At 66.2% G+C, this 25,440-nt stretch carries 28 protein-coding genes; 9 read left to right on the top strand and 19 right to left on the bottom strand.

All coding sequences use genetic code 11. The annotated features are described in order from the left end of the window. Positions 1 to 9: 9 nt before the first annotated feature. The gene (locus IPM49_03285) at positions 10 to 474 is read right to left on the bottom strand and encodes a hypothetical protein (protein ID MBK9273548.1); all 465 of its coding nucleotides are present in this window, start codon (positions 472 to 474) and stop codon (positions 10 to 12) included. A 57-nt stretch (positions 475 to 531) separates the two neighbouring features. On the opposite strand from IPM49_03285, the gene IPM49_03280 reads away from it, so the two are divergent. Next, positions 532 to 1,347 carry a rhomboid family intramembrane serine protease gene (locus tag IPM49_03280; protein MBK9273547.1) on the top strand — a complete coding sequence of 272 codons (816 nt, stop codon included), beginning with the start codon at positions 532 to 534 and terminating at the stop codon, positions 1,345 to 1,347. Here the strand turns inward: IPM49_03280 and IPM49_03275 are convergent. The 8 genes from IPM49_03275 to IPM49_03240 all read right to left on the bottom strand — a co-directional run bounded on the left by IPM49_03275 (position 1,341) and on the right by IPM49_03240 (position 8,668). Further along, entirely contained in the window at positions 1,341 to 1,772 is a 432-nt protein-coding gene (locus IPM49_03275; protein ID MBK9273546.1) for an META domain-containing protein, read from the bottom strand. The genes IPM49_03280 and IPM49_03275 overlap by 7 nt on opposite strands. A gap of 4 nt (positions 1,773 to 1,776) precedes the next feature. Further along, entirely contained in the window at positions 1,777 to 2,898 is a 1,122-nt protein-coding gene (gene dnaN / locus IPM49_03270) for a DNA polymerase III subunit beta (protein MBK9273545.1), read from the bottom strand. 170 nt (positions 2,899 to 3,068) lie between these two features. Next, entirely contained in the window at positions 3,069 to 4,097 is a 1,029-nt protein-coding gene (locus IPM49_03265; protein MBK9273544.1) for a hypothetical protein, read from the bottom strand. After that, complete coding sequence (gene gldG, locus IPM49_03260) at positions 4,094 to 5,830, bottom strand: gliding motility-associated ABC transporter substrate-binding protein GldG (protein MBK9273543.1); 1,737 nt, start codon at positions 5,828 to 5,830, stop codon at positions 4,094 to 4,096. Before gldG ends, IPM49_03265 begins: the two co-directional genes overlap by 4 nt. Before the next feature lies 1 nt (position 5,831). Beyond that, positions 5,832 to 6,557 carry a gliding motility-associated ABC transporter permease subunit GldF gene (gldF, locus tag IPM49_03255; GenBank protein MBK9273542.1) on the bottom strand — a complete coding sequence of 242 codons (726 nt, stop codon included), beginning with the start codon at positions 6,555 to 6,557 and terminating at the stop codon, positions 5,832 to 5,834. A 103-nt stretch (positions 6,558 to 6,660) separates the two neighbouring features. Then, positions 6,661 to 7,536 (bottom strand): tetratricopeptide repeat protein, encoded by an 876-nt coding sequence (locus IPM49_03250; protein MBK9273541.1) that lies wholly within the window; start codon positions 7,534 to 7,536, stop codon positions 6,661 to 6,663. Beyond that, complete coding sequence (locus IPM49_03245) at positions 7,533 to 7,847, bottom strand: antibiotic biosynthesis monooxygenase (protein MBK9273540.1); 315 nt, start codon at positions 7,845 to 7,847, stop codon at positions 7,533 to 7,535. The genes IPM49_03250 and IPM49_03245 overlap by 4 nt, the downstream gene beginning before the upstream one ends. Then, positions 7,844 to 8,668 (bottom strand): SAM-dependent chlorinase/fluorinase, encoded by an 825-nt coding sequence (locus tag IPM49_03240; GenBank protein ID MBK9273539.1) that lies wholly within the window; start codon positions 8,666 to 8,668, stop codon positions 7,844 to 7,846. The genes IPM49_03245 and IPM49_03240 overlap by 4 nt, the downstream gene beginning before the upstream one ends. 105 nt (positions 8,669 to 8,773) lie before the next feature. Here IPM49_03240 and IPM49_03235 point away from each other — a divergent pair, with 105 nt between their 5' ends. From IPM49_03235 to IPM49_03210, 6 genes are all read left to right on the top strand, one after another. Then, positions 8,774 to 9,739: a PhoH family protein gene (locus IPM49_03235; protein MBK9273538.1), complete on the top strand. Its 966-nt coding sequence runs from the start codon at positions 8,774 to 8,776 to the stop codon at positions 9,737 to 9,739. Next, positions 9,736 to 10,692, top strand: coding sequence for a phosphoribosylaminoimidazolesuccinocarboxamide synthase (locus IPM49_03230; GenBank protein MBK9273537.1), 957 nt, complete (start codon positions 9,736 to 9,738; stop codon positions 10,690 to 10,692). The genes IPM49_03235 and IPM49_03230 overlap by 4 nt, the downstream gene beginning before the upstream one ends. A 26-nt stretch (positions 10,693 to 10,718) precedes the next feature. Next, entirely contained in the window at positions 10,719 to 10,970 is a 252-nt protein-coding gene (locus tag IPM49_03225; GenBank protein ID MBK9273536.1) for a DUF4160 domain-containing protein, read from the top strand. A 34-nt stretch (positions 10,971 to 11,004) separates the two neighbouring features. Continuing rightward, on the top strand, positions 11,005 to 11,319 hold the full coding sequence (locus IPM49_03220) for a DUF2442 domain-containing protein (GenBank protein MBK9273535.1): 315 nt from the start codon (positions 11,005 to 11,007) through the stop codon (positions 11,317 to 11,319). Positions 11,320 to 11,474: 155 nt separating this feature from the next. Continuing rightward, positions 11,475 to 11,705 carry a DUF2442 domain-containing protein gene (locus IPM49_03215; GenBank protein ID MBK9273534.1) on the top strand — a complete coding sequence of 77 codons (231 nt, stop codon included), beginning with the start codon at positions 11,475 to 11,477 and terminating at the stop codon, positions 11,703 to 11,705. Between the two features lie 11 nt (positions 11,706 to 11,716). Beyond that, entirely contained in the window at positions 11,717 to 11,872 is a 156-nt protein-coding gene (locus tag IPM49_03210) for a hypothetical protein (protein MBK9273533.1), read from the top strand. A gap of 205 nt (positions 11,873 to 12,077) precedes the next feature. On the opposite strand, the gene IPM49_03205 is transcribed toward IPM49_03210, so the two are convergent. The 3 genes from IPM49_03205 to IPM49_03195 are packed head-to-tail and all read right to left on the bottom strand — an operon-like array spanning position 12,078 to position 14,133. Continuing rightward, positions 12,078 to 13,175 carry a hypothetical protein gene (locus IPM49_03205; GenBank protein MBK9273532.1) on the bottom strand — a complete coding sequence of 366 codons (1,098 nt, stop codon included), beginning with the start codon at positions 13,173 to 13,175 and terminating at the stop codon, positions 12,078 to 12,080. Between the two features lie 2 nt (positions 13,176 to 13,177). After that, on the bottom strand, positions 13,178 to 13,636 hold the full coding sequence (locus IPM49_03200; GenBank protein MBK9273531.1) for a DUF2147 domain-containing protein: 459 nt from the start codon (positions 13,634 to 13,636) through the stop codon (positions 13,178 to 13,180). Then, positions 13,633 to 14,133 (bottom strand): hypothetical protein, encoded by a 501-nt coding sequence (locus IPM49_03195; GenBank protein ID MBK9273530.1) that lies wholly within the window; start codon positions 14,131 to 14,133, stop codon positions 13,633 to 13,635. The genes IPM49_03200 and IPM49_03195 overlap by 4 nt, the downstream gene beginning before the upstream one ends. 684 nt (positions 14,134 to 14,817) lie before the next feature. On the opposite strand from IPM49_03195, the gene IPM49_03190 reads away from it, so the two are divergent. Together IPM49_03190 and IPM49_03185 are read left to right on the top strand one after the other, a co-directional pair. Then, positions 14,818 to 17,103 (top strand): hypothetical protein, encoded by a 2,286-nt coding sequence (locus IPM49_03190; protein MBK9273529.1) that lies wholly within the window; start codon positions 14,818 to 14,820, stop codon positions 17,101 to 17,103. A gap of 13 nt (positions 17,104 to 17,116) precedes the next feature. Beyond that, positions 17,117 to 18,493 carry a hypothetical protein gene (locus tag IPM49_03185; protein MBK9273528.1) on the top strand — a complete coding sequence of 459 codons (1,377 nt, stop codon included), beginning with the start codon at positions 17,117 to 17,119 and terminating at the stop codon, positions 18,491 to 18,493. Between the two features lie 14 nt (positions 18,494 to 18,507). Here the strand turns inward: IPM49_03185 and IPM49_03180 are convergent, their stop codons facing one another. From IPM49_03180 to IPM49_03150, 7 genes are all read right to left on the bottom strand, one after another. Continuing rightward, positions 18,508 to 19,557, bottom strand: coding sequence for a WG repeat-containing protein (locus IPM49_03180; GenBank protein ID MBK9273527.1), 1,050 nt, complete (start codon positions 19,555 to 19,557; stop codon positions 18,508 to 18,510). Positions 19,558 to 19,730: 173 nt separating this feature from the next. Further along, positions 19,731 to 20,261: a hypothetical protein gene (locus tag IPM49_03175; GenBank protein ID MBK9273526.1), complete on the bottom strand. Its 531-nt coding sequence runs from the start codon at positions 20,259 to 20,261 to the stop codon at positions 19,731 to 19,733. Between the two features lie 4 nt (positions 20,262 to 20,265). Next, positions 20,266 to 21,330, bottom strand: a complete 1,065-nt coding sequence (locus IPM49_03170; GenBank protein ID MBK9273525.1) for a fatty acid desaturase — start codon at positions 21,328 to 21,330, stop codon at positions 20,266 to 20,268. A gap of 149 nt (positions 21,331 to 21,479) precedes the next feature. Then, positions 21,480 to 22,499: a hypothetical protein gene (locus IPM49_03165; GenBank protein ID MBK9273524.1), complete on the bottom strand. Its 1,020-nt coding sequence runs from the start codon at positions 22,497 to 22,499 to the stop codon at positions 21,480 to 21,482. Between the two features lie 75 nt (positions 22,500 to 22,574). Continuing rightward, positions 22,575 to 23,243, bottom strand: coding sequence for a YggS family pyridoxal phosphate-dependent enzyme (locus IPM49_03160; protein ID MBK9273523.1), 669 nt, complete (start codon positions 23,241 to 23,243; stop codon positions 22,575 to 22,577). 5 nt (positions 23,244 to 23,248) lie between these two features. Beyond that, positions 23,249 to 24,466, bottom strand: a complete 1,218-nt coding sequence (locus IPM49_03155; protein MBK9273522.1) for a DUF1015 domain-containing protein — start codon at positions 24,464 to 24,466, stop codon at positions 23,249 to 23,251. Between the two features lie 4 nt (positions 24,467 to 24,470). Further along, the gene (locus IPM49_03150) at positions 24,471 to 25,439 is read right to left on the bottom strand and encodes a D-2-hydroxyacid dehydrogenase (protein ID MBK9273521.1); all 969 of its coding nucleotides are present in this window, start codon (positions 25,437 to 25,439) and stop codon (positions 24,471 to 24,473) included. Between the last annotated feature and the right edge of the window lies 1 nt (position 25,440).

The following is a 25,440-nucleotide window of genomic DNA, read 5'->3' as shown; positions in this document are numbered from 1 at the left end:
CCCAAAGGTTCACTTCGCCAGGTCCGGCACCAGTGGAACGTACAGCTTCTTGATGCGCACCAGCGGACCGGGACAGGCCACCGTGTGGCAGTTGGCGCAGGCCTGCACGGTGGCGTTGAAGGTGCTCATGCGATCGGCGGCCGGAGCATCGTACAGCGCCTTCAACTGCGCGAGGTAGTGGTCCGCGAACGCATCGAACGAGGCCCGGTCGATGTCCAGCTTGCCGTCCGTGGGCGTGGCGGTGTGCATGGTCGCAAAGCCGGTCGGGTAGGGGAGCAGGTCGTCCCCGCGCTCCAACCGGTGCCGGGTGCTGTCCGTGAAGGCCGTCATCTCGCGCATCAGCAAGGCCAGCTCGCTGGGTGGCTTGAGGCCTTTCTGCTCCGCTCCTGGTCCGGTGGTGAAGGCGGCGAGGAGGGGCAACAGCACCACCGCCAGGATGGCAGGTGTGCGGACCTTGTCACGGATCTTGCTCATGCGGCATCAAAGTAAATGGAGCGGCCGGTTCGTTGTCCGGTGGCGACCTTCATCCCCATGCAAGCACCGGACCAAGCCGCCCACGATCCGCAGCGCCGCCGCATCCTCACGGCGGCCATCCTGCCTGCGCTGGCCGTATTGATGCTCTGGGTGGTGCACCTGCTGGCCGGTGCCTACGGGTTGGACCTGGCGCGCTTCGGGCTGTGGCCGCGGCATGCCGAAGGCCTGTCCGGCATCGTGCTCGCGCCGTTCATCCACGGCGATCTGGAGCACCTCTTCAACAACTCCGTCCCGCTCTTCGTGCTGGGCTGGTGCCTGGTCTATTTCTATCCGAGGGCGGCCGGACGGGTCACCCTGGGCATCTGGCTCCTCACCGGTCTCTGGGTGTGGATCAGCGCCCGCGCCGACCGGCACATCGGCGCCAGCGGCGTGGTGTACGGCCTGGCCGCCTTCCTCTTCGCCAGCGGCTTGCTGCGCCGTCAGCGCGCCCTCATGGCCATCGCCCTGCTCGTGGTGTTCCTCTACGGCGGGCTCATCTGGGGCGTCTTCCCCATCGCGCCGCGCATGAGCTGGGAAAGCCACCTGTGGGGCGGGCTGGCCGGACTGGCCATGGCCATCGTCTACCGCAAGGTGCCTCCGGCCTTTCTGCCCGATCGCACCGCGGAGTCCCTCGATGAACCGGACGGGGAGGAAGGACCGGTCACCACACCGGCCCACACCCCGGTGGCGTCACGCATCCGCATCGTGTACGAGGCCGACCCCGGCGATGAGGTGGATGATGAGGAATTGCGGTGGAAACGTGAACTGGGACGGCGCACCGAACTGGACGACCGCAGCACCGACAGCACCTGGCCGATCGAGGGCCCCTACTGAGCCCGCAGCACGGCGAGCTCGCGGTCGCCCTGCATCAGGCGCAGCACATCGCCGTCCAGGCTGTAGCCGCCGGTGGCGCGCAGCGCTGAAGTGAACTTACCCTCCAGCTCCATGGTGTCCTGGCAGTACATCTTGGTGGCACCCAGCTCGCCGAACTTCAACGCCGTGCCATCCACGGTGAACGAACCGAAGAGCTGGTTGCATCCGCCCATGCCGGAGACCTTGTCGCCCTCGGCCAGTTGCAGATACGGTGTCCGCTCGCCCAGGCTTTGGTCGATGGGTGCGCCGTTCAGCGTTTGAAGCACCCACTTGGAACCGACGAGCCGGGCCAGGGCGTTGCCCGGTGTTCCCCCGCCGTCCTTGCCTTCGTTGCAGGTACCGGCCATCAGGGTCAGGGCCACGGCCAGCGACACCAAGGTCCGCATGCGATCAGTTGTTCAGCATCACCGGCATCACCAGCATCAGGACGTCCTCGCCCACTTCGCCCGGCTCGCTGGGCAGGATGATGCCGGCCCGGTTGGGCGCGCTCATCTCCAGCACGACATGCTCGCTGGTGAGGTTGTTCAGCATGTCCATGAGGAAGCGGCTGTTGAAGCCGATCGTCATGTCCTCGCCCTCGTAGCTGCAGGTGAGCTTTTCGTTGGCCTCGTTGGCGAAGTCCAGATCCTCGGCGCTCACCGCGAGCTGGCTGCCCGCGATGCTCAGCCGCACCTGGTGCGTGGTCTTGTTGCTGAAGATGCTCACCCGCCGGATCGAGCTCAGGAACGACGCGCGGTCGATCGTGAGCTTGTTCGGGTTCTTTTTGGGGATCACCGCCTCGTAGTTCGGGTACTTGCCGTCGATCAGGCGGCATACCAGCACCAGGTTGTCGAAGGTGAAGGAGGCGTTGTTCTCGTTGTAGCTCACCGCCACTTCCGCGTTGGTGGCCGCCAGCACGTTCTTCAAGAGGTTCAGCGGCTTCTTGGGCACGATGAAGCTTGCGGGCTTGTCGGCCCGCACGTCCGTGCGCATGTACCGCACCAGCTTGTGCGCGTCGGTGGCCACGAAGCGCACGGCCTCCTCACCCAGCTCGAAGAAGATGCCGCTCATCACCGGGCGCAGGTCATCGTTGCCGGTGGCGAAGAGCGTCTTGTTGATGGCCATGGCCAGGGTGCCGGCCGGCAGCAGGAACCGGGAGGGGTCCTCCAGCGTGGGGCTCTTGGGGAACTCCGCCCCGCTGAAGCCGGTCATCTTGTACTTGCCCTGATCGCTGCTGATCTCCACCCCGTGGTGCTTGCCGTCGATGCTGAAGGTGAGCGGCTGCTCGGGGAAGGCCTTCAGGGTATCCAGCAGGATGCGCGCAGGAATGGCCACGCTCCCCTTGTCCTTGGCCTCCACCGCCATGGTGGCCGTCATGGTGGTCTCCAGGTCGGAGGCCGTCAGGGTGAGCTGCTTGCCGTCCACCTCGAACAGGAAGTTGTCGAGGATGGGCAGGGTGTTGCTGCTGGCCAGGACCCCTTGCAGCATCTGGAGCTGCTTGAGCAGGGCGTTGCTGGAGACGATGAACTTCATTCCGGAACGGGATGTGGGTTGCGCTTTGGCCGTGGTCTCCACGGTCGCAGTGTCTTCGGACATGGTGGTCGGGATGGTACCGCCACAGGATGCGGCGGGGTGGGCAAAGATAGCCGGGCACCCTCCCCGGGACCCCCTGTTTTATCAACAAGGACGGGGGTTTTTCCACATCATGGCGCCTGCCGGAGCAGGGCCTCCCGCGGCACCAGGAGCCTGTCGGCCCCCAGACGCTGCACCGCCACGAGCACCGTGTCGTCCACGGTGGCGTATACCCGGTCCACATCGTTCTCCTTCAGCAGGTTGCCCATGGCGTCGCGCTGCCCCACGTAGGCCCCCTTCGCCCAGAACGGGATCGTGCGTTCATCGCCGTTCCGCCGCACCAGCGTCAGGCGGTGGAGGGGCGTGCTGCGCATCACCGAGTCACGCTCCGCCGGGGTCAGCTGTCGTTCCACGTATTCGAAGTTCAGGCCACCCAGGGGCAGCAGCATGTCGCGCACCGCCGCGGTGTCCATCGGGAGCACCGCGCCGGCCTCGTCGAGCAGGGTGGGGGTGCCGCGCTCATCCAGCGTCACCCGGAAGCCGGCGCCCGGCGTCGCGGGGCGCTCCACCCGCACCTCGCGCAGCGCCGCCAGGTCGCGCTCCTGCAGCAGAATGCTGCTGCGCCAGACGTTCAGGTCCACATGGAAGCGCGGCGTCAGGTAGCCGGTGAAGCCGCTCATGCCCATGACGAAGGGGACCGCGGAACGGCCGGTGCCGGGCTTCTCCAGCAGCATGTAGGTGCCGAAGTGGTCCTTCGTGGAGTGCCCCACGAACCAGATGCGGTCGGGACGGTCGCCGCCGGTGTAGATCTCCACACGCTTGGCCGTGCCGGCCATCACCCGCAGCACGTTGGCCTCGGCGCTCTTGGGCACCGGGGCCCGCACCTCCACCCGCAGGAAGGTCTTGAGCAACAGGTTCACCTGGATCGGGTTGGCCTCCAGCCGCCCGTTCACCGTCCAACCACCCTCCTCGCTGCGCCGCAGGTCCACGGTCCGCCCATCAGGCTCCGCGATGAAGATGCGGTCCACTGCGGCCGTGTCGGCCACGGCGAAATCGGTGAGGGGGCCGCTGAGGGTCGTGCCCGTATCGCGCATCGCCAGCCACCAGGCCAGCGCGGCGAGGATCAGCGCGGTCAGGACGAGGAGAAGGGTGCGTTTCATGCGGCTTTGGTGTAGCGCCGCTTGCGCAGCAGGTGGAACAACAGCCCCGCGAGGATCACCACCAGGCTGGGCACCACCAGGTTCACCACCTGCCAGAGCGCCCGCTCCCCCGCGCTGCGCACGGGGTCCAGCTGCCGCAGAGTGATCGCCCGCGACCGCAGGCTGATCAGGCTCCGGTCGTCCAGCAGGTAGTTCACCGCGTTCACCAGCAGCTCGCGGTTGCCGTAGATCTTGGCGTTGGCATAGCGGTCGTAGCCCAGCATGTAGTACATGCCCTTGGCCGGGTCCACCCGGTTCTCGATGACGTCGCCGTCGCTGATCACCAGCTGGCTCGTGGGCCTCCCCTTCGCCCGGTACTGCGGGTCGCCCTCCGTCAGGAAGCGCTCCGTAAGCCTTCCCGCGAAGGCCGAGGTGAAGGGACCTTCCAAAAGCACCGCCACCGGCGCCGGCGTGCCCTTTTTGTCCAGCCCCAACTGCAGCTCCACGATGTTCAGGGCGACGCGCACCGGGTTGCGGAGCACGCGGTTGTACGGGCTCGTCGTCAGCAGGATGGTCTTGCGGACGCTGTCCGTGCCGATCGTGTCCATGCTGCTCACGAAGCGCGTGTGCACCGGGTCGATGTTGTTCACGATCGGGTGGCCGGCCTGCGGGATCAGCACGGGCTCGAAGTACCACGGAAAGCGCTCCAGCTTGCGCTGGTTGCCGTAGGGTGTGGTGAAGATCTCGATGGGCGCGCAGCTGCGGTCCAGCAGCAGGTCGTTGTTGATGCGCACCCCGTAGGCGAACAGCAGCTGGTCCACGCCCAGCTCCATGGCGGTGGCCATGCTGTACTGGTTGCGACGCAGGCTGTCCAGGTTGGCGTTCATGGCGTCCAGCAGCCACAGCACCTTGCCGCCGTTCATCACGAACTGGTCGATGATGTACAGGTCCTTTTCGGGGAACACGCTGTCGGGCTTGGCCACGATGAGCAGGTCCCAGCGGTTGGTGCGGTAGCGCGCGCCCTCCAGGCGGTCGCTCAGGCTGCCCAGCTGCCCGTCGATCCGCACCCGGCTCACATCGTAGTGCTCGCCCAGCAACGTGGCCACATCCCGCACCTGGATGGGCTCCAGCTCGCCGTGGCCCTCCAGGAAGGCGATGCGCGGCCGCTCCTTGCGCGTCAGCTGCCGGATGGCGCTGCCCAGCTCGAACTCCAGGTTGTTGATCGACCGGTTCACCATGTCCGCGTCGGGGGTGCGCAGCTGGGTCTTCAGCAGCTGCACGGCCACCGTGCGGCCCTTGGTGGTCACCAGCGCGCCGGGGAACACGATCTTCTCGCTGTGGCCGTCCTTCTCGCGGATGCGGATGCTGCTGTACTGCAGGCCCTGTTTCTCCAGCGTGGCGTACACCTCCTGCCTCACCTTCGCGTCCGGGTCGGCGCTGGGGTCGATGAAGGTGAAGTCCAGCTTGTCCGGACCGAGCACGCGCATCTCGTCGAGCAGCTCGCGCGTGGCCTCGCTCAGGCGCCGCAGGTCGGCCGGCAGGTCGCCCGCCAGATACACCTTCACGTACACCCGGTCGTCCAGCCCGGCGATCAGTTCGCGGGTGGTGTCCTTCAGGGTGTAGCGTTCCTCGCTGGTGAGGTCGGCCCGCAGCCGCACGAAACCGGCGATGAAGAGCAGCAGCAGCACGATGCCCACGCCGGCCACCAGTTCGGTGAGGTCGCGCAGGCGGGGGGAGCGGCCGGGGCGTGCCATGTCACCAGCTGCGGCTTTGGAGCACCGTGCGCGTGGCCAGCAGGAAGATGGCGGCCACCCCGCCGAAGTAGAGCACGTCGCGCAGGTCCACCACCCCGCGGCTGATGCTGCGGTAGTGCTCCTGGATGCCCATCGCCTTGATGGGGCCCTCCAACGCGCCGAAGGCATCGAAACTGGCCACCAGGTCGAAGCCCATGAACAGGCAGAAGCACAGGAAGACCGCGATCAGGAAGGCCACGATCTGGCTGTCGGTGAGCGCCGAGGCGAACACGCCCACCGCGGCGAAACAGCCGCCCAGCATCAGCAGCCCCAGGTACGAGCCCCAGGTGCCCCCCCGGTCGATGTTGCCCGCCGGCACGGCCAGTTCCATCACGCTCCACACGTACACCAGGGTGGGCAACAGCGCCGCCGCCACCAGCACCACCGCCGCGATGTACTTGGCGCCCACGATGGCCCCCTCGCTCAGCGGCTTGGTCAGCAGCAGCTCGATGGTGCCTGTGCGCCGCTCCTCGCTGAAGCTCCGCATCGTCACCGCCGGCACCAGGAACAGGAAGACCCACGGAGCCAGCTGGAAGAGCGGGGCCATGTCCGCGTAGCCCAGGTCGAGCAGGTTGTCCGGGAACACCCACAGGAAGAGCCCGGTGATCAAGAGGAACACCACCACCGTGATGTGGCCGATGAGCGAGCCGGCGAAGCCGCGCACTTCCTTGATGATCAACGCCCGCATCCCGTTCTGCTGTCCGCCGAAAGGCGGCCGAAGATAGCGCGGTCGCTCCTGCGATGCGGCCGGGGCCACAGGGCCCGGTGCGGACCGCCGGGGGAACGGCGCCTCAGAAGGAGACCACCGTCTTGCGGCGCTTGCGCTTCGGCTTCTTGGGTATCTTCTCCTCGTCGGTGTCGCAGTAGTTCTTCACGATGAACACTGCATCCTTGTCGCCCAGCTTGGCGCTGGCCCGCCAGTCCTGGCAGGCCTCCTCCTTGCGCTTCAGGTTGTAGTGGCTGTCGCCCCGGTAGTAGTGCGCATCGCGCACGTCGGCCGCGGCGGTGTCCTTCTCCAGCACTTCGGTGAAGCCCGCGATGGCCTCCTCGTAGCGCTCCATCTCGTACAGCAGGATGGCCGCGCTCATGCGGGCTCCGGGGATCTCCGGCTTCAGGGCCAGCGCCCGGCGGATGTCCTCCAGCCCGGCCTCCTCCTTGAAGAGCTCACCCTTCACCAGCCCGCCCAGAAAGAGCGCATCGGCATGGTCGTCGCGCAGCTTCAGGGCCTTCTCGGTGTCCTTCAAGGCCTGCGCGTTGTCCTGCACCATGTAGTGGGCGCAGGCGCGGTTGTACCACGCGTCGGCGTCCGCCGGGTCCAGCTCAATGGCGCGGTCCAGGTCGCGCAAGGCCCCCTTGATGTTGCCCTCGGTGATGCGCGCGGCCGACCGGCTCACGAACAACCGGGCGTTGTTGGGGTCCAGCAGCTCGCTCTCCTTGTAGTCGATCAGCGCCAGCTCCACCTGCTGCCGCCGCTGGCGGATGTCGCCGCGCAGCTTGTAGGCCCTGGCCGAGCCCTTGTCGGCCTGGATCGCACGGTCCACCCGCGCCAGCGCACTGTCCAGCTCGCCGCTGGCGTAAGCGGCCTCGGCACTGCGCAGCAGGGCATCGCCCTGGGCGAAGGCCACGGCGGGAAGCAGGAGGAGGGGGAGGGCGACGATGCGGATCATGCGGGCTCGGGCTTGGCGTCCATGTGATGCAGGCGGGCGCAGCTCCAGGCCTGCGCAGGGGCGTCGAACAGGGCCTTCACCACCGGCCACACCTCGGCGAAAACGGGGGAGCGGCGGTAGTGTTCCAGGTCTTCGGCGGACCGCCACAGGCTGTAGGTGAAGAAGACGCGGGGATCGCCGGCGTCGCGCAGCAGCTCCAGATGCAGGCAGCCCGGCATGGCGATGATGCGGTGCCGCCACCCCTCGAACAGAGTCAGGAAACCCTCGGCCTCCCCGGGACGGAAGCTCATGCGCACCAACCGCACGATCATGACGCCGCCCGTTGCCGCACCACGTCCTTCAGCTCCACGCGCACGGGGTCCTGCACATGCAGGCCGAAGAGCCGCGCCGCGCCGCCGCCACCGCCCTCCACGCCCTTGTTCACCGCGATCTCCAGCAGGCCGCTGGCCCCGAAGAAGGCCACCCGCTCGCCCTGCGGCACCTCGCCGTAGGTGCGGTGCAGCGCCGTGATGTCGTGCTGCGAGCGGCCGAAGGTGATGCGGAAGGGCCGGTCCTGCACCATCGCCGCGAAGTGGTCGCGGTGGATGTTGGTGACCACGTTGCCGTAAGCGTCCACATGGATCACCACGCCGCGGATGCTCTCCTGGTCCAGCGCTGGCACGAAGCCCAGCTGCTGCCGCACCCCCGCACGCGGGTCGGCGATGGCCTCGATGGCCCCGCCCTGCGCCAGGTGGCACGCCGCCCGCGCCAGCACCCCCCGCAACGGGAAGGTGGCATCGGCTGCGTCCGTCACCATCCGCAGCGTATGCACCGCCTGCGGACGACCATCGAACAGCAGGCTGAAGATGCCGTTGTCCGCCCCCACGAACCAGTGCCCGTCGTGCGCCGCCACCACGTGGGGCGTCTGCGGCCCGGCCTCCGGGTCGATGCCGATCAGGTGCACGGTGCCCGCCGGAAAGGCCGGGAACGCGTTGCGCAGCACAAAGGCCGCCTGCGCGTTGTCGAAGGGCGTGATCTGGTGGCTGATGTCCACGATCGTCACCCCGGGCGCCTGGCCCAGGATGCTGCCCTTGACCACCGCCACGTAGTGGTCCTTCACGCCCATGTCCGTGGTGAGGGTGATGATCGCCATCGCGCTGGGCCTGGGCGTTCGCCGGTCAACGGTGATCGGCTACCTTCGGCCGGTCAAATGTAAGGGCCTGAGGTTCCCCACCTCCGCACCCTCCAAGCACCGCACGTGGGCGAACTCTCCATCCAAGTGACGGCGGTGGACCCGATCGCGGTCTTCGGCGCCAACGACCAGCACCTGCGCATCATCCGCAGCTTCTTCCCGAAGCTCAACCTGGTGGCGCGCGGCGACACCCTGAAGGTGATCGGCAACGACGAGGACATCAGCGTCTTCGCCGAACGCTTCGATCAGCTCGTGGAGCACGTGGGCCGCTACAACGAACTGCCGCGCAAGGTGCTGGACGACATCATGGGCGGTGCGCCGGACAGCGAGCCCAGCGCCGAGGATGCCGATGTGCTCGTGCACGGCAACGCGGGCCTCCGCGTCAAGGCCCGCACCCGCAACCAGCAGCGGCTGGTGGAGGCCGTGCGCACCCACGACATGGTGTTCGCCGTGGGCCCTGCCGGCACCGGCAAGACCTACACCGCCGTGGCCCTCGCCGTGCGCGCCCTCAAGGAGAAGCAGGTGCGCCGCATCATCCTCACCCGCCCCGCCGTGGAAGCCGGAGAGAACCTCGGCTTCCTCCCCGGCGACCTGCGCGAAAAGCTCGATCCCTACCTCCAGCCGCTCTACGACGCGCTCAAGGACATGATCCCCGCCGGTCGCCTGGCCGAGCACCTGGAGACCGGCGTCATCCAGATCGCCCCCCTGGCCTTCATGCGCGGCCGCACCCTCGACCACGCCTTCGTCATCCTCGACGAGGCCCAGAACGCCACGCTGCCCCAGCTCAAGATGTTCCTCACCCGCATGGGGCGCAACGCCAAGTTCGTCATCACCGGCGACCTCACCCAGGTGGACCTGCCCAAGCACAGCCCCAGCGGGCTGGACAAGGGGATCGGCCTGCTGCGCGGCGTGGAGGGCATCGCCATCATCGAGCTCGATGAGAAGGACGTCATCCGCCACGAACTGGTGACCAAGGTGCTCGGCGCCTTCAAGGACCTGGAGCAGCGCGACCAACCCGATCGCACGCCATGACCACCGCCCTCGCCGGGACCCTGATGCGGTCCGAGCTCCGCCACCCCCTGATCACCCGGGTGTACCGCGGCAAGGTGCGCGACGTGTACACGCTCGCCGACGGCCGCATCCTGCTCGTGGCCAGCGACCGCATCAGCGCGTTCGACGTGGTGCTGCCCCGCGGCATCCCACACAAGGGCCAGGTGCTCAGCCAGCTCAGCTGGCATATGCTCCAGGCCACCTGCCCTGTGGCGCCCAACTGGGCCGAGGCCTCGCCCGATCCCAACGTGGTCGTGGGCACCGCCTGCACCACGGTAAAGGTGGAGATGGTGGTGCGCGGTTACCTCGCCGGCCACGCCTGGCGCACCTACCAGAGCGGCGCGCGCACGCTGTGCGGGGCGGCTCTGCCGGAGGGCATGAAGGAGAACGACCGCTTCCCCGATCCCATCATCACGCCCAGCACCAAGGCCGAAGTGGGACACGATGAGGACATCACCCCCGGCGAGATCCTGGCGCGCGGGCTGTGCACGCCGCAGGAGTGGGAGACCATGCAGCGCTACGCCCTGGCGCTCTTCGCCGAGGGCAGCCGCATCGCCGCCGAGCGCGGCCTGCTGCTGGTGGACACCAAGTACGAGTTCGGCCGCACCCCCGATGGCCGCATCCTGCTCATCGACGAGGTGCACACGCCCGACAGCAGCCGCTATTTCTACGCGGAGGGCTACGCAGACCGGCAGGCGCGGGGCGAGCGCCAGAAGCAGCTCAGCAAGGAGTTCGTGCGCGAATGGCTCATCGCCGGCGGCTTCATGGGCAAGGAGGGCCAGCAGGTGCCCCCCATGGACGATGCCTTCGTGCACAGCGTCACCGACCGCTACGTGGAGCTCTACGAACGCCTCACCGGCCAGGCTTTCAAGCCCGCGCCCACCGGGGACATCCATGCCCGGGTGCAGCGGGCCGTGGAGACCTACCTGGGCTGAGGGGCGCTTAACTTTGAGGCAGGCGCATGGCACCCAAGGCGATCAAACCTGACGTTGAGGGCTATGCGTTCTATTTCTGGAGTGAGGAAGGGGCCGAGCCGCCGCATGTGCATGTCAATAAGGGCGATGGGCATGCCAAGTGGTGGCTGCTTCCCGAACCTGTGGAGGTCTATTCCTACGGGTTCAAGAAACAGGAGAGGAAGCGGATCTACGAGTTGATCAATACGCACCATGGAACGATCATCAAAGCCTGGAACTCGCACTTCAAGCGCCAGTGACCTTCGATCACCGGATCCATTGGACCGCTTGATCATGGAGAAAGGCCTGCGGATCACGGAGGTGGCGGTCGCGAATCGTGCCGTGGTCCTGCGGCTCAACAACGGCTCGGTGTTCGCCGAACCGTTGGATGGCATCCATGCACTGGGCGATGCCACTCCCAAGCAATTGCAGCAGTGCGAGGTCTTTGCTGGTGGTGTGGGCATCACTTGGCCCAAGCTCGATGTCCACTTGTCGTTGAAAGGCTTCCTCACGAACATGGTCCGCAACGAGATCATCCGACGCTTGACGGTCGAACCCAAGCCTGGGGCACGTGGCTCCGGAAAGGTGCGTCGCAGGGTCGAGGCCTGAACAAGACCGATCTGCTCGAGCATTGCTCCGAGTGGTCATGAGCACAGAAAGTAGATTCCGTCCATTCGCGTATGACCCGGTCAGTGCCCTGATCCGGGAGCTTGGGGTGCGCATCACCGCTGTACATGCCATAGGATGCGAACTTGTTGCTGGTGATGCTGGACCAAGGGCGCTTGGAGTTCCCCTTGGATAGTTTCAAGCTGCTGGCGAAAGCAAGCCAGGCCCAGTTGAGCCGATACGAACTGCTCCCGGATGGGGCCGGTGTGGAATGGCCTGATCTGGATGAGCATCTCAGCCTGCGAGGCTTTCTGTTGAGCAGCATGGGCCATATACTTCGCCAGTCCGGGCCATCCGGTCAGAAGCGCCGCACGAAAGCCGTGGCTTGATCGGGCTCGCCATGCCCCCATCGCGGGCACGGTCAACACCGAGCGTCACCGACCGCTACGTGGAGCTCTACGAGCGGATCACCGGCCAGGCCTTCCACCCCGCCCCCACGGAGGACATCAATGCCCGCGTGCAGCAGGCGGTGGAGGGGTACCTCGAGCGGGTGTAGGGGCTTGCCCGGTCGCAGCCGTTGAAGAACAGGGGCTCCAGGACGGGCGCCATCCGTGTTCTGCCCCACGTGATGCGTGGCCAGGCTGAGCCGTTGAAGGCATGGTGCCCGGCCTTCGCATACCGCATCTCTCCAGAACAGGCCGAGCGATGATCCGCACACGGCGAGGTGGGCAAGGTGCACCGTCGCGATACCGGCGTCCGCCTCAGGGGCTCACCAGATGCACGCCCACCTGCACGTACGGGGCGCCGCCCAGGCTGCCGCGCATCGCGAAGGGCTGGTCGCCGAAGAAGCCGCGGAAGAACTCGCGCCCCTCCGGCAACCGGTCCGCATCGAAGCTCCAGTCGTGGCGGTAGCCGGCCTGCACGCTCATCCACAAAAAGCCGATCAGCTGGCGCTGGTACTCGGCGCGGAGGCGCAGTTCGCCCCGTCGCACCTCAAAGCTGCTGGCGTCCGTGCTCAGCCGCTGGATGCGGTAGCTCTGGCCCTCCAGTTCATAGCCGGCCAGCAGCAGGCTGCGGGCGCTGAAGGTGCGCCGGTAGTGGGCGCGGGCGGGAAGCAGGATCTCCGTGCCCCATTTCCGGCCGGGGGCCGTGTAGTTGAACATGACCACCGGGATGTAGTTGATGGCCCCCACGCGGTAGGTGCGGCTCAAGCCCACGCCCCACTGCAGCCGGTCATGCGGTCGCCGGCCCCACAGCACCGCGGCGCTGTAGCGCAGGTACCGCAGCCCCGGCGGGTCGTCCAGGAAGTGGTCGCCGCTCAGGTCGGCGCTGGCCTGCAGGATCAGGAAGTGGGTTTCGTTCAAGGGCTTGAACAGGGTGGTGTTCAGCCCCGCCGTGCGCAGGCCCCGGTCCGCCAGGGCGCCCAGCAGCCCGGCCGCACTGTCCGTGGTGCGCTGCTCCGATAGGGCGTAGCGCACGTCCCAGTAGTTGGCGCCCAGCTGCCAGATGATGCTGTTGCGCGAGACCACCGGGATGTTGGCCTGCACGCGGAGCCCGCCCGTGTAGCTGGCGCGGCCCTCCTCGGCCACCGGGGCGTCCGCGTCCTCCGCGTACGACCCATCGGGAGAGAACCCCAGGTCGTAGGGGCCCTGGGCGTCCCACATCAGGGATATGAACCGCTGCGGGCTGAGGTCGAAGATCTTCTGGCTGCAAAAGCGCCGGGCCTTCTCGTCGGCGAAGCCCAGGTCGTCGTACTGGCTGTAGTCCTCCTCGTCGGTGGCGGGCAGGGTGTCCGGCTGCGCCTGCAGCCCTCCGGGGATCACCATCAAGGCGACCACCCACCGCCGTGCGCCCCGCATCCTCACTTGGCCTGCAGCCGTTTCCACACGTCCGTCCGGCCCAGGGCCTTCACCCCGATGTAGCCGCGGATGTCCAGCGTGTTGGCGTCCTTCAGGGCGATGACGCAGTTGTACGTGCTGCCGTTCTCGGGGTCGTAGATCGTGCCCTCCGCCCACTCGTCATTGTCGGTGTACACGAAGTCCTTCAGCAGGCGGAACCCGCGCAAAGGCACGGTGCGCAAGGCCTCGTCCGGGTTGTTCTTGTCCACCTTGGGCGTTCCGGTCACCGGGTCGTTGGGCTCGCGGAGCCAGACGATCTTGCCGTAGTACTTGCTGCCGATCTTCTCGATCTTCACGCGGGCCTTGCCGTGGCTGGGCTCCCACACGCCGATCAGGCGGTCGCCGGCATCGGCCGGGGCTTGGGCGGTGACGGTGGCCAGCGGCAGCACCGCCAGGGTCAGGGTGAGCAGAAGGGTCCTCATGGGTCCAGGGTCAGTTCCAGGGTGAAGCTGCCGATCACGTGCCGATCGGTCTCGCTGTCGGCCTCCAGGTCGAGGTCGGCCACCACGGTGATGGCACCGCCGAGCAGGAGGTCGGCCAGATCGGACCGCTCCTGGGCCACCGTGAGGGCCACCGGGCCCGGCTCGGAAGGCAGTGGATTGCGCACGGCCATCGGCCGCATGCCCTCATCGTCCGATGTCCACTGCACGCTCACGCTGCGGATGCCCTCCAGCCCCAGGCTGTCCGCACCGGCCAGGGTGGCGGCCACGAGGCGGACGTCCCGGAGGTCGTCCCGGGTGTGGCCGTGTGCGGCTAGGAACGCGTCCAAGCCCGGCGCCCAGTTTCCCTGTGCCGTGTTGCTGCCCTCGAACAAGGGGCCCGCCGCCACCAAGGGCACCGGACCGCTCTCCAGGGTGAGCCGTTGGGGCTCGCCACAGCCCACAAGCAGCAGCGCCAGCGTGAGCTGGACAGCGGACATCTCGTTGATCCTCGGCTGGCGTAACATGGCGTTTTGAAGGACGAGGAGTGCGGGAATGCTGCGCGAAAAATAGTGCATGCTCGCGCTTCACAGAAGGTTCGGTAGACCATCCGGGCCGATGGACCAGCTCGGGTCCTTCTCCTGCGTGGAGAGCAGCAGAAGGTGGTGAGTGGGACGAGTTGCCGGCATGGCTTGAACCATGGATGGATCTGACCTATTTCTGAGTCGGCGGAGAAAAATAGAGGGTGTGCTCATCGCGTAACACGTTGACCGATCGATAGATCCATGTCGATGCGGCCTTTGAGTTCCTCAACCAATGACTGCCGACTCAATAAGGGTCGAGACCAGGTCATGTGAATTCGCAATCGTGATGAAGAAAGCTAGGATTGATCATTCGGCTGAACTAGCTTCACGGTCAATTCCGCAACCTCCATCACCACCTAACGCCTACACTTTACGATGAACCGAACATGGGCCTTACTCCTTGTGTGCGGTCCAATTTCACTGGTCGGACAGCACTATCCTGACCTCTACAATGAGCAGCCGAAGCCCTCCATCGGGTATTGGGAGAATGGGGGGCAGGTCACAGATTCGAGCGGCGGCCCGGTCAACCGTGTGAAGTTCTACTCCGAAGGAGCTCAGCCGCGATCCTGGCTGTCGGACAGTTCACGTGTCGCATTCTCCATGACCTTGGTGGACGGTATTCCCGGCACATCGGATACCATGTACAACGTGCACATGTTCGCCTCCGGGAAAGGTGCGCGGCTCAGCAAACCGGAGGGATATGATCCCAAACCGCACTACAAGAGTTTCCATTTGGACCATACCGCCCCCAACGGCGTTTCGCAGGTACATGGCCACGACATTGTGCTCTACAAGGACTTCTTCCAGGACATCGACCTGAAGTTCTACAGCGGTAGTTCGGGCGCGCGGATGACCTTCATTTGCAAACCCGGCTTCATTCCGGGGAACCTCGTCCTCGGCTTTCAAGGACAGGACAGCCTCAACGTGGATGTCAACGGCACATTGCGCCTCTATCGCAACGGCCGCTGGCTCGAGCTGCGCCAAGCCCAGGCCTATCAAGTGGATTCGACCGGTACCATCGTGGCATTGAACTGGAACGCCGAATACGAGACCAATGGAGGGCAGGGGATCGTGACCTTCCAGTTCGATAGCTACGACCCGCACCTGCCTGTGCTGCTGCAGATCGGCCCAGAACCCATGGCGGGCGCCAACGCACCGGATGCATTGTGCTGGGGCACCTATTTCGGCGGGGACGATGGCGAGCGCATCCATGCCAGCGCCACCGACAGCGACGGCAACTACTATGTGACGGGCTACTCGCTCAGTGCCTTCGTCACCTTCCCACAGACGGCCGGTATCCAGTTGGTCGCTTCCGGCGAAGCGGTCTTCCTCACCAAGTTCAGCCCTGACCATGAGCTCCTGTGGACGGTGTATTGGGGCGGCGCCGGAGACCACACCGTGGGCTGGGGCGTGGCCGCGAAAAGTCCGCAAGAGGTGTATGTTGCTGGATACTCCGTGGATAATAGCTTGTTCAGTCAGCCACTAACCGGTGCCTACAACGATCAAAGCGCAACCGGTGTCCAACGCAAGGCGATCATCGGCAAGTTCAGTGAGAATGGGGCCTGCTTGTGGTCCACCTACTTCGGTGACGGCCGGGAAGCGGCCTACGGCCTTGCGCTCGATGGGCTCGGCCGCCTGTTGATCGTGGGCGAGACGGACGGCACCGGCTTGCCCATCCAACCGTGGAGCGGTGCTTCAAGCTGGGCTTATGCGGGTGGCCAACGGGATGGCTTCATGGCGCTGTTCGGTGGCACCGATCAGTTGCTGTGGTCCACGCCGTATGGCAGCGACGAGGACGATGCCGCACAGGATGTGCGTGCCAGTGGCACCGGATTCGTCGTATCCGGCTGGACCGAAGGCGATGTGACCACCGTGGACGGGGGCGCCTTCGCGTACGATCAAGGAGTGAACGCCGGTGGTACGGATGCCTTCATCCTCACCTTCAACACCAACGCGGTGTGTACATGGGCCACGGCCATCGGAGGCGGGGGGGAGGATCGACCGGGCACCAACAGCCTGGCCATCGCGCCCAACGGTGATATCCTGATGGTGGGCGGCACCAGTAGCACGGATATGCCCACGGAGCCCGGAAACGGATGGAACGACCTTACGAATGCCGGACAGGGCGGTTTCATCCTGCGCTTTGGCAGTGGCAGCCGGCAGCTCGTGTGGGGCACTTACGTGAGCGGCACCGGCGAGAACGTGCTGGAATGTGTGACCACCGATGCCTTAGGCAACATCTATGTCGGCGGTTATACCGAAGACGCCACGCTTCCATTGGCCGAGCTCAGCGGCATCTACATGCAGGACGCCCTGGTGTCCGACTACCAAGGCACAGTGCAGGACGGTCTGGACGCCATGCTCATGGTCTTCACACCCGCACATGCGCTGGTGCATTCGACCTATCTGGGCGGTGGATCGGGACTCTTAGGCGAAAGCCTCCACACTCTCGCCTGGCGGGGCGCATTGCTCTACGCGGGTGGCCATACCTCCAAGGACCTCGACCCCTTCTCGGCCTTCCCCCTGTACAACCCCGGTGCGCCGGCGTGGTACGATGATCTCTATTTCTACCCCAGCACGCGTGACGGTTTCATCGTGGCCCTTTGCACCGACTTGTTCACAGGGCTTGAGGAACATGGACACGCCGGCGTGAGCAATGGGCTTATCGTACTGGAGCTCGATCAGGGGTGCTTCTCTGTTAGGGGCTGGGACCCGGGATGCCGCTCATTATCCGTGTACGATCCATCCGGCAGAGGCGTTCAGCAGCTTGCGGTCGCTGCCCACCAGCGCTCGGTGACGCTGGACCTGAGGCATCTGGCACCAGGCACCTACCTGCTACGAAGCGAAGGAGCTTCGCCGCGTGGGGCGCGTATCGTTCGTCGATAAAGACCTCATGAACATGCGGACCTGGATCGCTGCGCTCGTCATCGCCTGCCCCTCCGTCTCGAACGGCCAGACAAACTGGGTCGATGCAGGTATGCCTCAACTGCAGGTGCCTACCAATTGGATCTTCAGTCTTCCCGTGGATACGAGCAGTGGCTCGCTCTATGTGTGTGGGTATTTGCAGCTCACCCCAGGCCAGCATGCTCTGTTACGGTACTCTGGAGGTCTATGGGATACACTTGGCATCTTCGATCAAGTGGTCACCACGGTCGAACGTTGGCAGGATAGCCTGATCGTTGGAGGGGGGTTCACTGAAGTGGATGGTGTTCCGGTGTCGCAGGTGGCCTGCTACGCGAACGGCCAATGGGCGGCCTACGGCTCCCTCCTCGATGGCAGCGTGGAGAAGCTGCGCGTACTGAACGGCAGCCTTTACATGGCAGGCACGTTCGACTTTGCGGATGGCCACTACTGCAATGGCGTGGCCAAGCGAGATGGCAACGAATGGGTGAACCTGGGTCTGATCCCCGGGCTGCCATCCGGCACCTTGATCCAGGACATCGCTTACTATCAAGGCGAAGTGTATGCCTGCGGTCCGGTGAGCCTGAATGATGGCACCAAGGGCATCATGCGCTTCAACGGCACAGAGTGGGTCGCTGTAGGGCCCGGTGTGCTCGGTGGCTTCTCCGGGTTGAACGCCATGGCGGTGTACCAGGGTGATCTGTACGCGGCTGGATCGGTGCGCCTCGCGGACGGTAATGCCGGTCACGGGATCATGCGTTGGGATGGGGATGAATGGCATGCGGTTGGTGGCCATTTGCAGGATGGCTACTGCGGCTACTCGTTCAGCGCGCCGGTGTACGACATGGTGGTGCATGGGGATAAGTTGTTCGTGGCGGGCGGCATTGGTTGCGCGGGGGATGTACCCGCACAGCGCATTGCCGTGTGGGATGGGGTCCAATGGTGCGGCCTGGGCACCAGCTTTCCGATGAGCGCGACCACAACGAGCCTGGCTTTCCTACAGGACACGCTCTATGTGGCCGTGGCCCCGGCCAACAACATCAATGGCATCCCGGTGAACGGGGTGGCCAAGTGGATCGGGGGGGCCTATGAGGATACGTGCAGCGTTCCCGTAAGCGTGCAGCAACAAGCGATGTCCACCGACCAGACGCTAAGCACGCAGGAGCGTGCCGATGGTCTCTTCACCGTAAGTGGCTGGGACGAAGCATGCCGCACATTGACCGTGCATGATGCAATGGGTCGATGTGTGCTGCGCCTTGCTATCGGTTCAGGCCAAAAAAGCGTCCTTGTGGACCTTGTCCTTGCCGCGCGAGGCCTGTACATCCTACGTAGTGATGGTCATGGTGTGCGTGTGGCGAAGGTGCTGCGTGGGTAGAGGATGGAGCCGGATCACGGCACCTTCTCCATGTCCTTCACGGTGTCGAACTTGGGTTCGATCACCCAGTCGCCCTTGGTGTTGATGTATCCCCAGAGCTCGCCTTGCTTGGCGGCGGCGAAGCCGTTCTTGAAGGCGCGGGCACCTTGGAACTTCGGCGGGATGGCCCAAGAGCCATCGGGGCCCAGGAAGCCGGTGAGCTCGCCCTGCTTGGCCTCGGCCAGCCCCTCACTGAAGTCGCCCAGGCCCGTGGCGCCGCTGGGGCGCACCTCCCTGCCCGTGCGGTCCACATAGTACCACACCTCGCCGCTCTTCACCCGCGCCAGGCCGCTGGTGGGGTCCATCTCCTTGGCCGCGTCGAACTTGGGCTCGATCACCCACTTGCCCTGCTTGTCGATGAAGCCCACCTTCTCGCTCTTGTCCTTCGCCCAGGCCAGCCCGCCGCTGAAATAACCCACCGACATGTACGCGGCCGGGATCACCACCTGCTGCTCGCCGTTCATGAAGCCGTGCAGCTTGTCCTTGGTCTTGAAGGGCGCCAGCCCATCCGTGAAGCTCTTCACGTCCAGGATGCCGGCATCGGCCACGGGCGTTTCCTTGCCCTCGGCCGTGAGGATGAAGAGCTTCTTGCCCTTCATCACCGTGCTGAGGCAGCTCTCGAAGGCGTCCACCTTGTCGTACACGGGCTGGATGGCCAGCTTGCCCTGGGTGTTCATGAAGCCCCACAGCTCGCCCACTTTCACCGGCGCCAGCCCGCAGCTGAAGCCCTGCACATCGCCACCGCCGAAGCTGCTGATGAGCTGGAAGGCCGGCACCTCGGTGGCCATCCGTTCACCCTTGGTGTTGATGAAGCCTCCGTTCTTGGTGGCCGGGTCGTTCACCGCCGCGTACCCGCTCTCGTTGAAGCGGAAGCAGCTCTTGTAGGTGGGCGGCACCACCATCTCACCCGTGCTGCTCAGGTAGCCCCAAAGCTCCTGACCGGTGGGTTTCACCTGGGCGATGTAGCGCTGGCCCTGAGCCACAGTGGCCGCCAGCAGGGGAAGAACGAGGGTGAGGGTGCGCATGGGCGTGGGTTGTGGTCCCGAAAGGTGGGCAGCGGAGGGGAGACGTGCAAGCGGGTGCGCGGCAGGGGCGGGTGCAGGAGCAGGCGCAGGCGCAGGGGTAGGGGTAGGGACGATGCGGCCGGAGGCTGGAGGCCTGTGGCTGGCGGCTGGAGGCCTGTGTGGAAAGGTCCTGCTCAGTCCTCGGCGGTGCGGCCGAGATGGTCGTCCAGCACGGCGCGCAGGTCGTTCAGCAGGGTGGCCTTGTACGGGTCGGCCTCGGCAGCGGCGGCTTTGCGCAGGCGCGTCACCGAGGTGCGGGCCGCCCGCTCGGGCCACAGCTCCTGGTTCTCCACCACGGTCAGGCACTCGAAGCACTCTTCCGATGTGCCGCTGATGGCCACGCCCACCAGCACCTCCAGGTGGTCGCGCACGTCGAGGCCGGCGTTCCACAGGGCCGACAGCACCGCCGGGCGCACGCCCGCCAGCGTGGGCTCGTCCAGCGCCGCGATGAGCTCCGCGGCCGCACCGGGCACCTTCACCTGGTTCAACAGGCTGGTGATGCGCTGGCGCACGCCCTGGTCCCGCGCGCCGGCGAGGGCATGCAGCAGGGGACGGATGGCGCGCACATCGCCACGGGCCTCCACGGCCGCGAGGGCCCCGAGCACCTTCGCATCGTCGGCGCTCAGCAGCGCGGCGAACACCGGTTCCATCGCAGGCTTCGACATGGCGCTAGGCGGCCACCAGCTGGCTCGCGAAGGGGATGGGGCGTGTGCGGCCCCGCAGCATTTCGGCCACCTCCGCATCCGTGCGGTAGCGCCCGTGCAGGTCCACGTAGTGCTTCGCCAGCAGGTCGTAGCGCTTGGCCATCAGCCAGAAGAAGACGTGCAGGAAGTGGATGCCGTCGAACACGATCGCATCCCGCTCCGCATACTGCGCCAGCGTCTTCTGGAAGTACGTGGGATGCTCCGTCCAGTGCATGCTGGGCTTGATGTGGTGGCTGATGTGGTAGCCGTCGTTCCAGCACTTGTGGTTGTACTTCGTGTTGATGCAGGTGATGCTGTTCCAGTAGCTGTTGGCGGGGTCCTCCGCGCGCAGGAAGGCGTGCTGCGCCCAGTTGCCCATCATGGCCACCATGCGGAACAGCACGAAGGGGATGATGAAGACCACCACCGTGGCGGGCCAGTTCACGAAACAGAGCGCCGTGCAGAAGGCGATGAAGAGCAGCTCGCCCCGCACCGCCCGGTACAGCAGGCGCTTGCGCTTCTTCATGAAGAAGTAGGCCGCCAGGTGGTAGATGCCCGCGAAGAGGAAGCGGCCGAAGTAGTGCGCGAAGCCCCTGACCGAGTCGCGGCGGTACGGCATGGTGGTGCTGTCGTCGTCCTCCAGGTTGTTCTCCGCATGGTGCATGCCCACGTGGTGCGCGAAGTAGGTCTCCGGCGAGTGGCCGAAGAAGGGCGCCAGCACCCAGGGGATGTAGTGGTTGAGGAACTCGTACTCCTTCTTGAAGAGCGGCCGGTGGCTGGTGCAATGCAGCATCAGGCCGAAGGGGCCTTTGAACGTGACGTTGTTGACGTATTGGTAGGCCACCGCCACCAGCACCCACCACCAGCCCTTGACGAAGGGCAGGTACAGCAGCACGCCCAGGGGGATCAGCGAGAAGGTGATCTTCAGCGAGAGGTGGATGAAGGGGAGGTCCCGCTCATCGCGGATGTAGCGCAGAAAGAAGCGGTCCAGGGCGTTCCAGGACACTGGTGCGGTGTACGTGGGGTCGGTGATCGGTCCAAGCTTGACCATCGGACCCGGCAGGCCGCTGGTGCGGTGCGCCGGAGCGTCGCGAAGGTCGGCATCGAAGGGCGTGCGCCCAAATGACAACGCGCAGGCAGGCCTTGGAATGGAAAAGCCCCCGTCGTCGGGGGCCTCTCTTCACACGGTAACGGCCGCGGTCACAGGCTCACGAAGCTGCGGCGGCCCGGCTTGCGCTTGAATTTGTAGCTTACTTCCAGGCTGAAGTAGCTGATGCCGTCGGGCAGCTGCGGATTGCCGCGCGGACTGGTCTTCGGGTCGATGGTGCCGATGGTGCCCCAGCCCGTGGGGTCGCTGATGTAGCGCGCCAGCTCCTGCCTGGACGGGTCGCCGGGGTAGGTCTGGTCGATCTCGTTCCACGTGGCGTAGCGGTCGCTCACGTCGTCCAGCTTGTCGGTGAAGAAGCTGATGTAGGAGAACTCCAGGCCCAGGGAGATCTTGCGGGTGATCATGTAGCGCATGCCCATGCCCATGGGCACGCCGATGTGCCAGGGGCTCGTGCGCTCCAAGGTGGTGCCTTCTCCGGCCGCGCTGTTGCCCTCGGTCACCCAGCTGTACAGGTCGGTCTCGTAGGTGCCGTCCTGCTGGATGATCTGCGCCTGGTCCTCCGGGGTGTCGCGCGGCGCGTTGCGGATGGTGCCGTCCTCCCAGAAGTGGTAGCGGTTGGCGATGTCCTGCGCCCCGTTGAACAGGTCGGCCTTCGGACGGCCGTAGTACACACCCACCCCGATGTAGAAGAAGGCGAAGAAGCGCTGCTTGAAGAGGGGCTTGTACGGCTCGCGGTAGGCGTTCAGCACCAGGTGGGTGCTCAGTCCGTACAGGTCCGTGCGGAAGTTGAGCCCGCGGCGGTAGTTCCGCAGGTCGATCCCGCTCATGCCGCCCACCGGATCGGCCTCGTTGTAGCCCACGCGGTTCCAGCTGAACCGCGCTTCCGTGGTGATGGCCCGGGTGACGTACCGCTTCTTGTTGTTGAGGAAATCGCGCACGGTGATGGCCATGCCCGGACGGGTGCTGCCCCATTGCACCGCGCCCTCCTCGTTGCCCAGGTCGCCGTAGTAGTTGGTGATGCCTTGGGACACGCCCACCTCCACGTTGCGCTGCGCGCTGATGGGGACGGACACGGCAAGGAGAAGACCGAGCAGGGTAGGGTTCCGTGTCATGCCGGACGGATAGGGTGCACCAAGTTACGAGGGAAAGACGTGATCCCCGGCCGGGGTTGCCTGCCTGTGGAGATCCTACCGCGGACCGAAGAGGGCCGTGCCGATGCGCACCAGGGTGCTGCCCGCGGCCTGGGCCAGCCCGGCATCGCCGCTCATGCCCATGCTCAACGTGTCGAAAACGCCTGGCGACCGGGCGTCGGCACCGGCCACCGCGTCGAACAGCCGCTTGAGGCCCTCGAACTCACCGCGCACCTGGTCGCGATCGTCCGTGTTGCTGGCCATGCCCATCAGCCCGCGGACCCGCAGGTGCGGCCACGTGGACCACGGCCAGCTCCGCACCGCTTCGTGCAGTTCGTCCGGTGACAGCCCGTGCTTGGTCTCTTCCTGCGCGATGTGCACCTGCAGCAGGATGTCGATGGTGCGGCCCACGGCGGCCGCGCGCTTGTCGATCTCCTCCGCCAACCGCGCACTGTCCACCCCGTGGATCAGGTGCACCAATGGCACCACATGCTTCACGTTGCTGCGCTGCAGGTGGCCGATGAAGTGCCATCGGATGTCGCCCGGCAGCTGCGGGGTCTTCTCGCGCAGCTCCTGCGGATAGTTCTCGCCGAAGTCGCGCTGCCCCAGCTCGTAGAGGGCCCGGATCTCGTCCACCGTGCGCGTCTTGCTCACGGCCACCAGCGTCACTCCGGGCCGCAGACCGGCCTTCACAGCGTGGTAGCGTTCGGCGAGGGTGGGGGCCATGGGGGTCAGACGTCCTCCAGGGAGTACACGGTGAGGCCGCTGCGGAGCTTCGGCTCGATGTAGGTGCTCTTGGGCGGCATGGTGCCGCCGCTGTCGGCCACGGCCTTCAGCTCCTCGAAGCTCACCGGCTGCAGATGGAACGCGGCCTCCATGGTACCGCTGTCCACCAGCTGTTCCAGTTCGGCGGTGCCGTGCGTGCCGGGCACGAAGTGGATGTGCGGGTCGGTGCGCAGGTCGTGGATGCCCAGGATGGGGCCGAGGACCAGCTCGCTCAGCCGGGCGGGGTCCAGGTGGTCGGCCGGTGCGGCCCCGGTGGGCGCGGGCGGCAGGTGCAGCGCGTGCCAGCCGAGCTTGGTCCGCACGCAGACCACCCCGTGCACGGTGCCGGGGGCGTCCACGCGTTCCACCCGCCCCACCCGCTTCAGGGCCTGCAGGAAGGCTTCGGGGCTCAGGCCGTTTAAGGTGGTCACCGCCCGGTCGAAGTTGAAGAGGTGCAGGTGCGTGTGCGGCAGCACGTAGGCCAGGCACCAGGCCTTGGGGTCCACGTCGGTGGCGCCGCTCTGCTCGGCCAGCCGCGCGCTGCTGGCCAGGCGATGGTGGCCGTCGGCGATGTACAGGGCCGGCAGCGTGGCGAAGAGCTCCTGCACGGCGTGGCGCCAGGTGGGGTCGGCCACGGCCCACATGCGGTGACGCACGCCGTCGCCCGTCACGAAGTCGCTGTCCGCCGTGGTGCGCGTGATGGGCGACAGCAGGTACTCCAGCCCGCCATCGTCGGGAGCGGCCAACAGCACGGGTTCGGCATTGATGCCGGTGGCGTCCAGGTAGTCGGTGAACAAGGCCTCGCGGGCGGTGAGGGTCTGCTCGTGCACCTTGATGAGGCCCTGCCGGTAGTCGGCCACGCTCACCCCGGCGATGAGGCCAAGGGAGGCCACGCCCCGGTTGGTCTGCTCGTACACGTAGAGGCAGGGCTCCGCGTCGCGGCGCAGGTAGCCCAGGTCGCAGAAGGCCTTGAACTTGAGCTGCACCCGGCGGTGGCGCTCGGCCCGGGGCAGGTGCGCATCGCGGCCCTGGTCGGGGTGGATGACGTGCAGGAAGGTGTAGGGGTTCCCGTCCAGCTTGGCCGCCAGCTGGTCCGGCGAGTAGGCCACATAGCTGCGGCTTCCCACGCGGTGCGCCTTCTCGGGAATGGGCCGCCAGGCCCGGAACGGACGCAGATGCAGCATGGCCTCAGGCGACCTGCACACTGTCCCGCCAGTGCAGGATCAGCTCGGCCAGCTCGGCACCCACGCGGCCCTGGGCCTCGGCGGTGGCGGCGCCGATGTGCGGGCTCAAGCTGAACCGGGGCTCGTGCAGCAGGTCCTCCCGCGGCTCGGGCTCGTTGGTGAACACGTCCAGGGCGGCGCCCTTCACACGGCCCTCCCTCACTGCCGCCAGCAGGGCATCCTCGTCCACGCTTCCGCCGCGGGCGGTGTTCACGATCACCACGCCGGGCTTCACGCGCGCCAGCTCCGCGGCGCCCAGCACGGGCTGTCCGTCCTTCTGGGCCGGCACATGGAGGCTGATCGCATCGGATTGGACCAGCAGCTCGTCCATCGTCACCATCTTCACCGGCACCCGCAGGGTCTGCCCACCGATCTCCATCTCGATGGCCTCCACGGTGGACCGATTGTCCACGTAGATCACCCGCATGCCGCATCCCAGGGCATAGCGGGCCGTCCACTGCCCGATGCGGCCGAACCCGACGATGCCCAGCGTACGGCCGCGCACCTCGCTGCCCTTCTCGCAGGCCTTCTTCAGCTCCTTGAACCGCGTGCGGCCCTCGGTCGGCATGCGCCTGTTGCCCTCGTGCAGGTTGCGCATCAGTCCGAAGAGGTGCGCCATCACCAGCTCGGCCACGGAGATGGACGAGGACGCCGGCGTGTTGATCACCGGGATGCCCTTGGCCTTCGCGTGCGCCACGTCGATGTTGTCCAGTCCCACCCCGCCGCGTCCGATGAGCTTCAGCCCCGGACAGGCGTCGATGAGGTCCTGCCGCACCTTGGTGGCGCTGCGGACAAGCAGGATGTCCACCTTCTCCTCGTTGAGGAAGGTCTGCAGCCGGTCCTGGGGAACGTGGTCGGTGGTGACGGTGAAGCCTTCCTCCTGAAGGCGGCTCTTGGCGGCGGTGTCGATGCCGTCGTTGGCGTGGATGCGCATG

The organism is Flavobacteriales bacterium (assembly GCA_016715895.1).
Lineage (GTDB): Bacteria > Bacteroidota > Bacteroidia > Flavobacteriales_F > PHOS-HE28 > PHOS-HE28.
The sequence above is the reverse complement of the archived record's forward strand: the minus strand, read 5'-3'. Positions and strand labels throughout refer to the sequence as shown.

What these genes read in the sequence shown, in the direction of transcription:
- IPM49_03285 (MBK9273548.1), bottom strand. Translation starts at nt 474, where the DNA reads ATGAGCAAGATCCGTGACAAGGTCCGCACACCTGCCATCCTGGCGGTG.
- IPM49_03280 (MBK9273547.1), top strand. Translation starts at nt 532, where the DNA reads ATGCAAGCACCGGACCAAGCCGCCCACGATCCGCAGCGCCGCCGCATC.
- IPM49_03275 (MBK9273546.1), bottom strand. Translation starts at nt 1,772, where the DNA reads ATGCGGACCTTGGTGTCGCTGGCCGTGGCCCTGACCCTGATGGCCGGT.
- dnaN (MBK9273545.1), bottom strand. Translation starts at nt 2,898, where the DNA reads ATGAAGTTCATCGTCTCCAGCAACGCCCTGCTCAAGCAGCTCCAGATG.
- IPM49_03265 (MBK9273544.1), bottom strand. Translation starts at nt 4,097, where the DNA reads ATGAAACGCACCCTTCTCCTCGTCCTGACCGCGCTGATCCTCGCCGCG.
- gldG (MBK9273543.1), bottom strand. Translation starts at nt 5,830, where the DNA reads ATGGCACGCCCCGGCCGCTCCCCCCGCCTGCGCGACCTCACCGAACTG.
- gldF (MBK9273542.1), bottom strand. Translation starts at nt 6,557, where the DNA reads ATGCGGGCGTTGATCATCAAGGAAGTGCGCGGCTTCGCCGGCTCGCTC.
- IPM49_03250 (MBK9273541.1), bottom strand. Translation starts at nt 7,536, where the DNA reads ATGATCCGCATCGTCGCCCTCCCCCTCCTCCTGCTTCCCGCCGTGGCC.
- IPM49_03245 (MBK9273540.1), bottom strand. Translation starts at nt 7,847, where the DNA reads ATGATCGTGCGGTTGGTGCGCATGAGCTTCCGTCCCGGGGAGGCCGAG.
- IPM49_03240 (MBK9273539.1), bottom strand. Translation starts at nt 8,668, where the DNA reads ATGGCGATCATCACCCTCACCACGGACATGGGCGTGAAGGACCACTAC.
- IPM49_03230 (MBK9273537.1), top strand. Translation starts at nt 9,736, where the DNA reads ATGACCACCGCCCTCGCCGGGACCCTGATGCGGTCCGAGCTCCGCCAC.
- IPM49_03225 (MBK9273536.1), top strand. Translation starts at nt 10,719, where the DNA reads ATGGCACCCAAGGCGATCAAACCTGACGTTGAGGGCTATGCGTTCTAT.
- IPM49_03220 (MBK9273535.1), top strand. Translation starts at nt 11,005, where the DNA reads ATGGAGAAAGGCCTGCGGATCACGGAGGTGGCGGTCGCGAATCGTGCC.
- IPM49_03215 (MBK9273534.1), top strand. Translation starts at nt 11,475, where the DNA reads ATGCTGGACCAAGGGCGCTTGGAGTTCCCCTTGGATAGTTTCAAGCTG.
- IPM49_03210 (MBK9273533.1), top strand. Translation starts at nt 11,717, where the DNA reads ATGCCCCCATCGCGGGCACGGTCAACACCGAGCGTCACCGACCGCTAC.
- IPM49_03205 (MBK9273532.1), bottom strand. Translation starts at nt 13,175, where the DNA reads ATGCGGGGCGCACGGCGGTGGGTGGTCGCCTTGATGGTGATCCCCGGA.
- IPM49_03200 (MBK9273531.1), bottom strand. Translation starts at nt 13,636, where the DNA reads ATGAGGACCCTTCTGCTCACCCTGACCCTGGCGGTGCTGCCGCTGGCC.
- IPM49_03195 (MBK9273530.1), bottom strand. Translation starts at nt 14,133, where the DNA reads ATGTCCGCTGTCCAGCTCACGCTGGCGCTGCTGCTTGTGGGCTGTGGC.
- IPM49_03190 (MBK9273529.1), top strand. Translation starts at nt 14,818, where the DNA reads ATGACCTTGGTGGACGGTATTCCCGGCACATCGGATACCATGTACAAC.
- IPM49_03185 (MBK9273528.1), top strand. Translation starts at nt 17,117, where the DNA reads ATGCGGACCTGGATCGCTGCGCTCGTCATCGCCTGCCCCTCCGTCTCG.
- IPM49_03180 (MBK9273527.1), bottom strand. Translation starts at nt 19,557, where the DNA reads ATGCGCACCCTCACCCTCGTTCTTCCCCTGCTGGCGGCCACTGTGGCT.
- IPM49_03175 (MBK9273526.1), bottom strand. Translation starts at nt 20,261, where the DNA reads ATGTCGAAGCCTGCGATGGAACCGGTGTTCGCCGCGCTGCTGAGCGCC.
- IPM49_03170 (MBK9273525.1), bottom strand. Translation starts at nt 21,330, where the DNA reads ATGGTCAAGCTTGGACCGATCACCGACCCCACGTACACCGCACCAGTG.
- IPM49_03165 (MBK9273524.1), bottom strand. Translation starts at nt 22,499, where the DNA reads ATGACACGGAACCCTACCCTGCTCGGTCTTCTCCTTGCCGTGTCCGTC.
- IPM49_03160 (MBK9273523.1), bottom strand. Translation starts at nt 23,243, where the DNA reads ATGGCCCCCACCCTCGCCGAACGCTACCACGCTGTGAAGGCCGGTCTG.
- IPM49_03155 (MBK9273522.1), bottom strand. Translation starts at nt 24,466, where the DNA reads ATGCTGCATCTGCGTCCGTTCCGGGCCTGGCGGCCCATTCCCGAGAAG.
- IPM49_03150 (MBK9273521.1), bottom strand. Translation starts at nt 25,439, where the DNA reads ATGCGCATCCACGCCAACGACGGCATCGACACCGCCGCCAAGAGCCGC.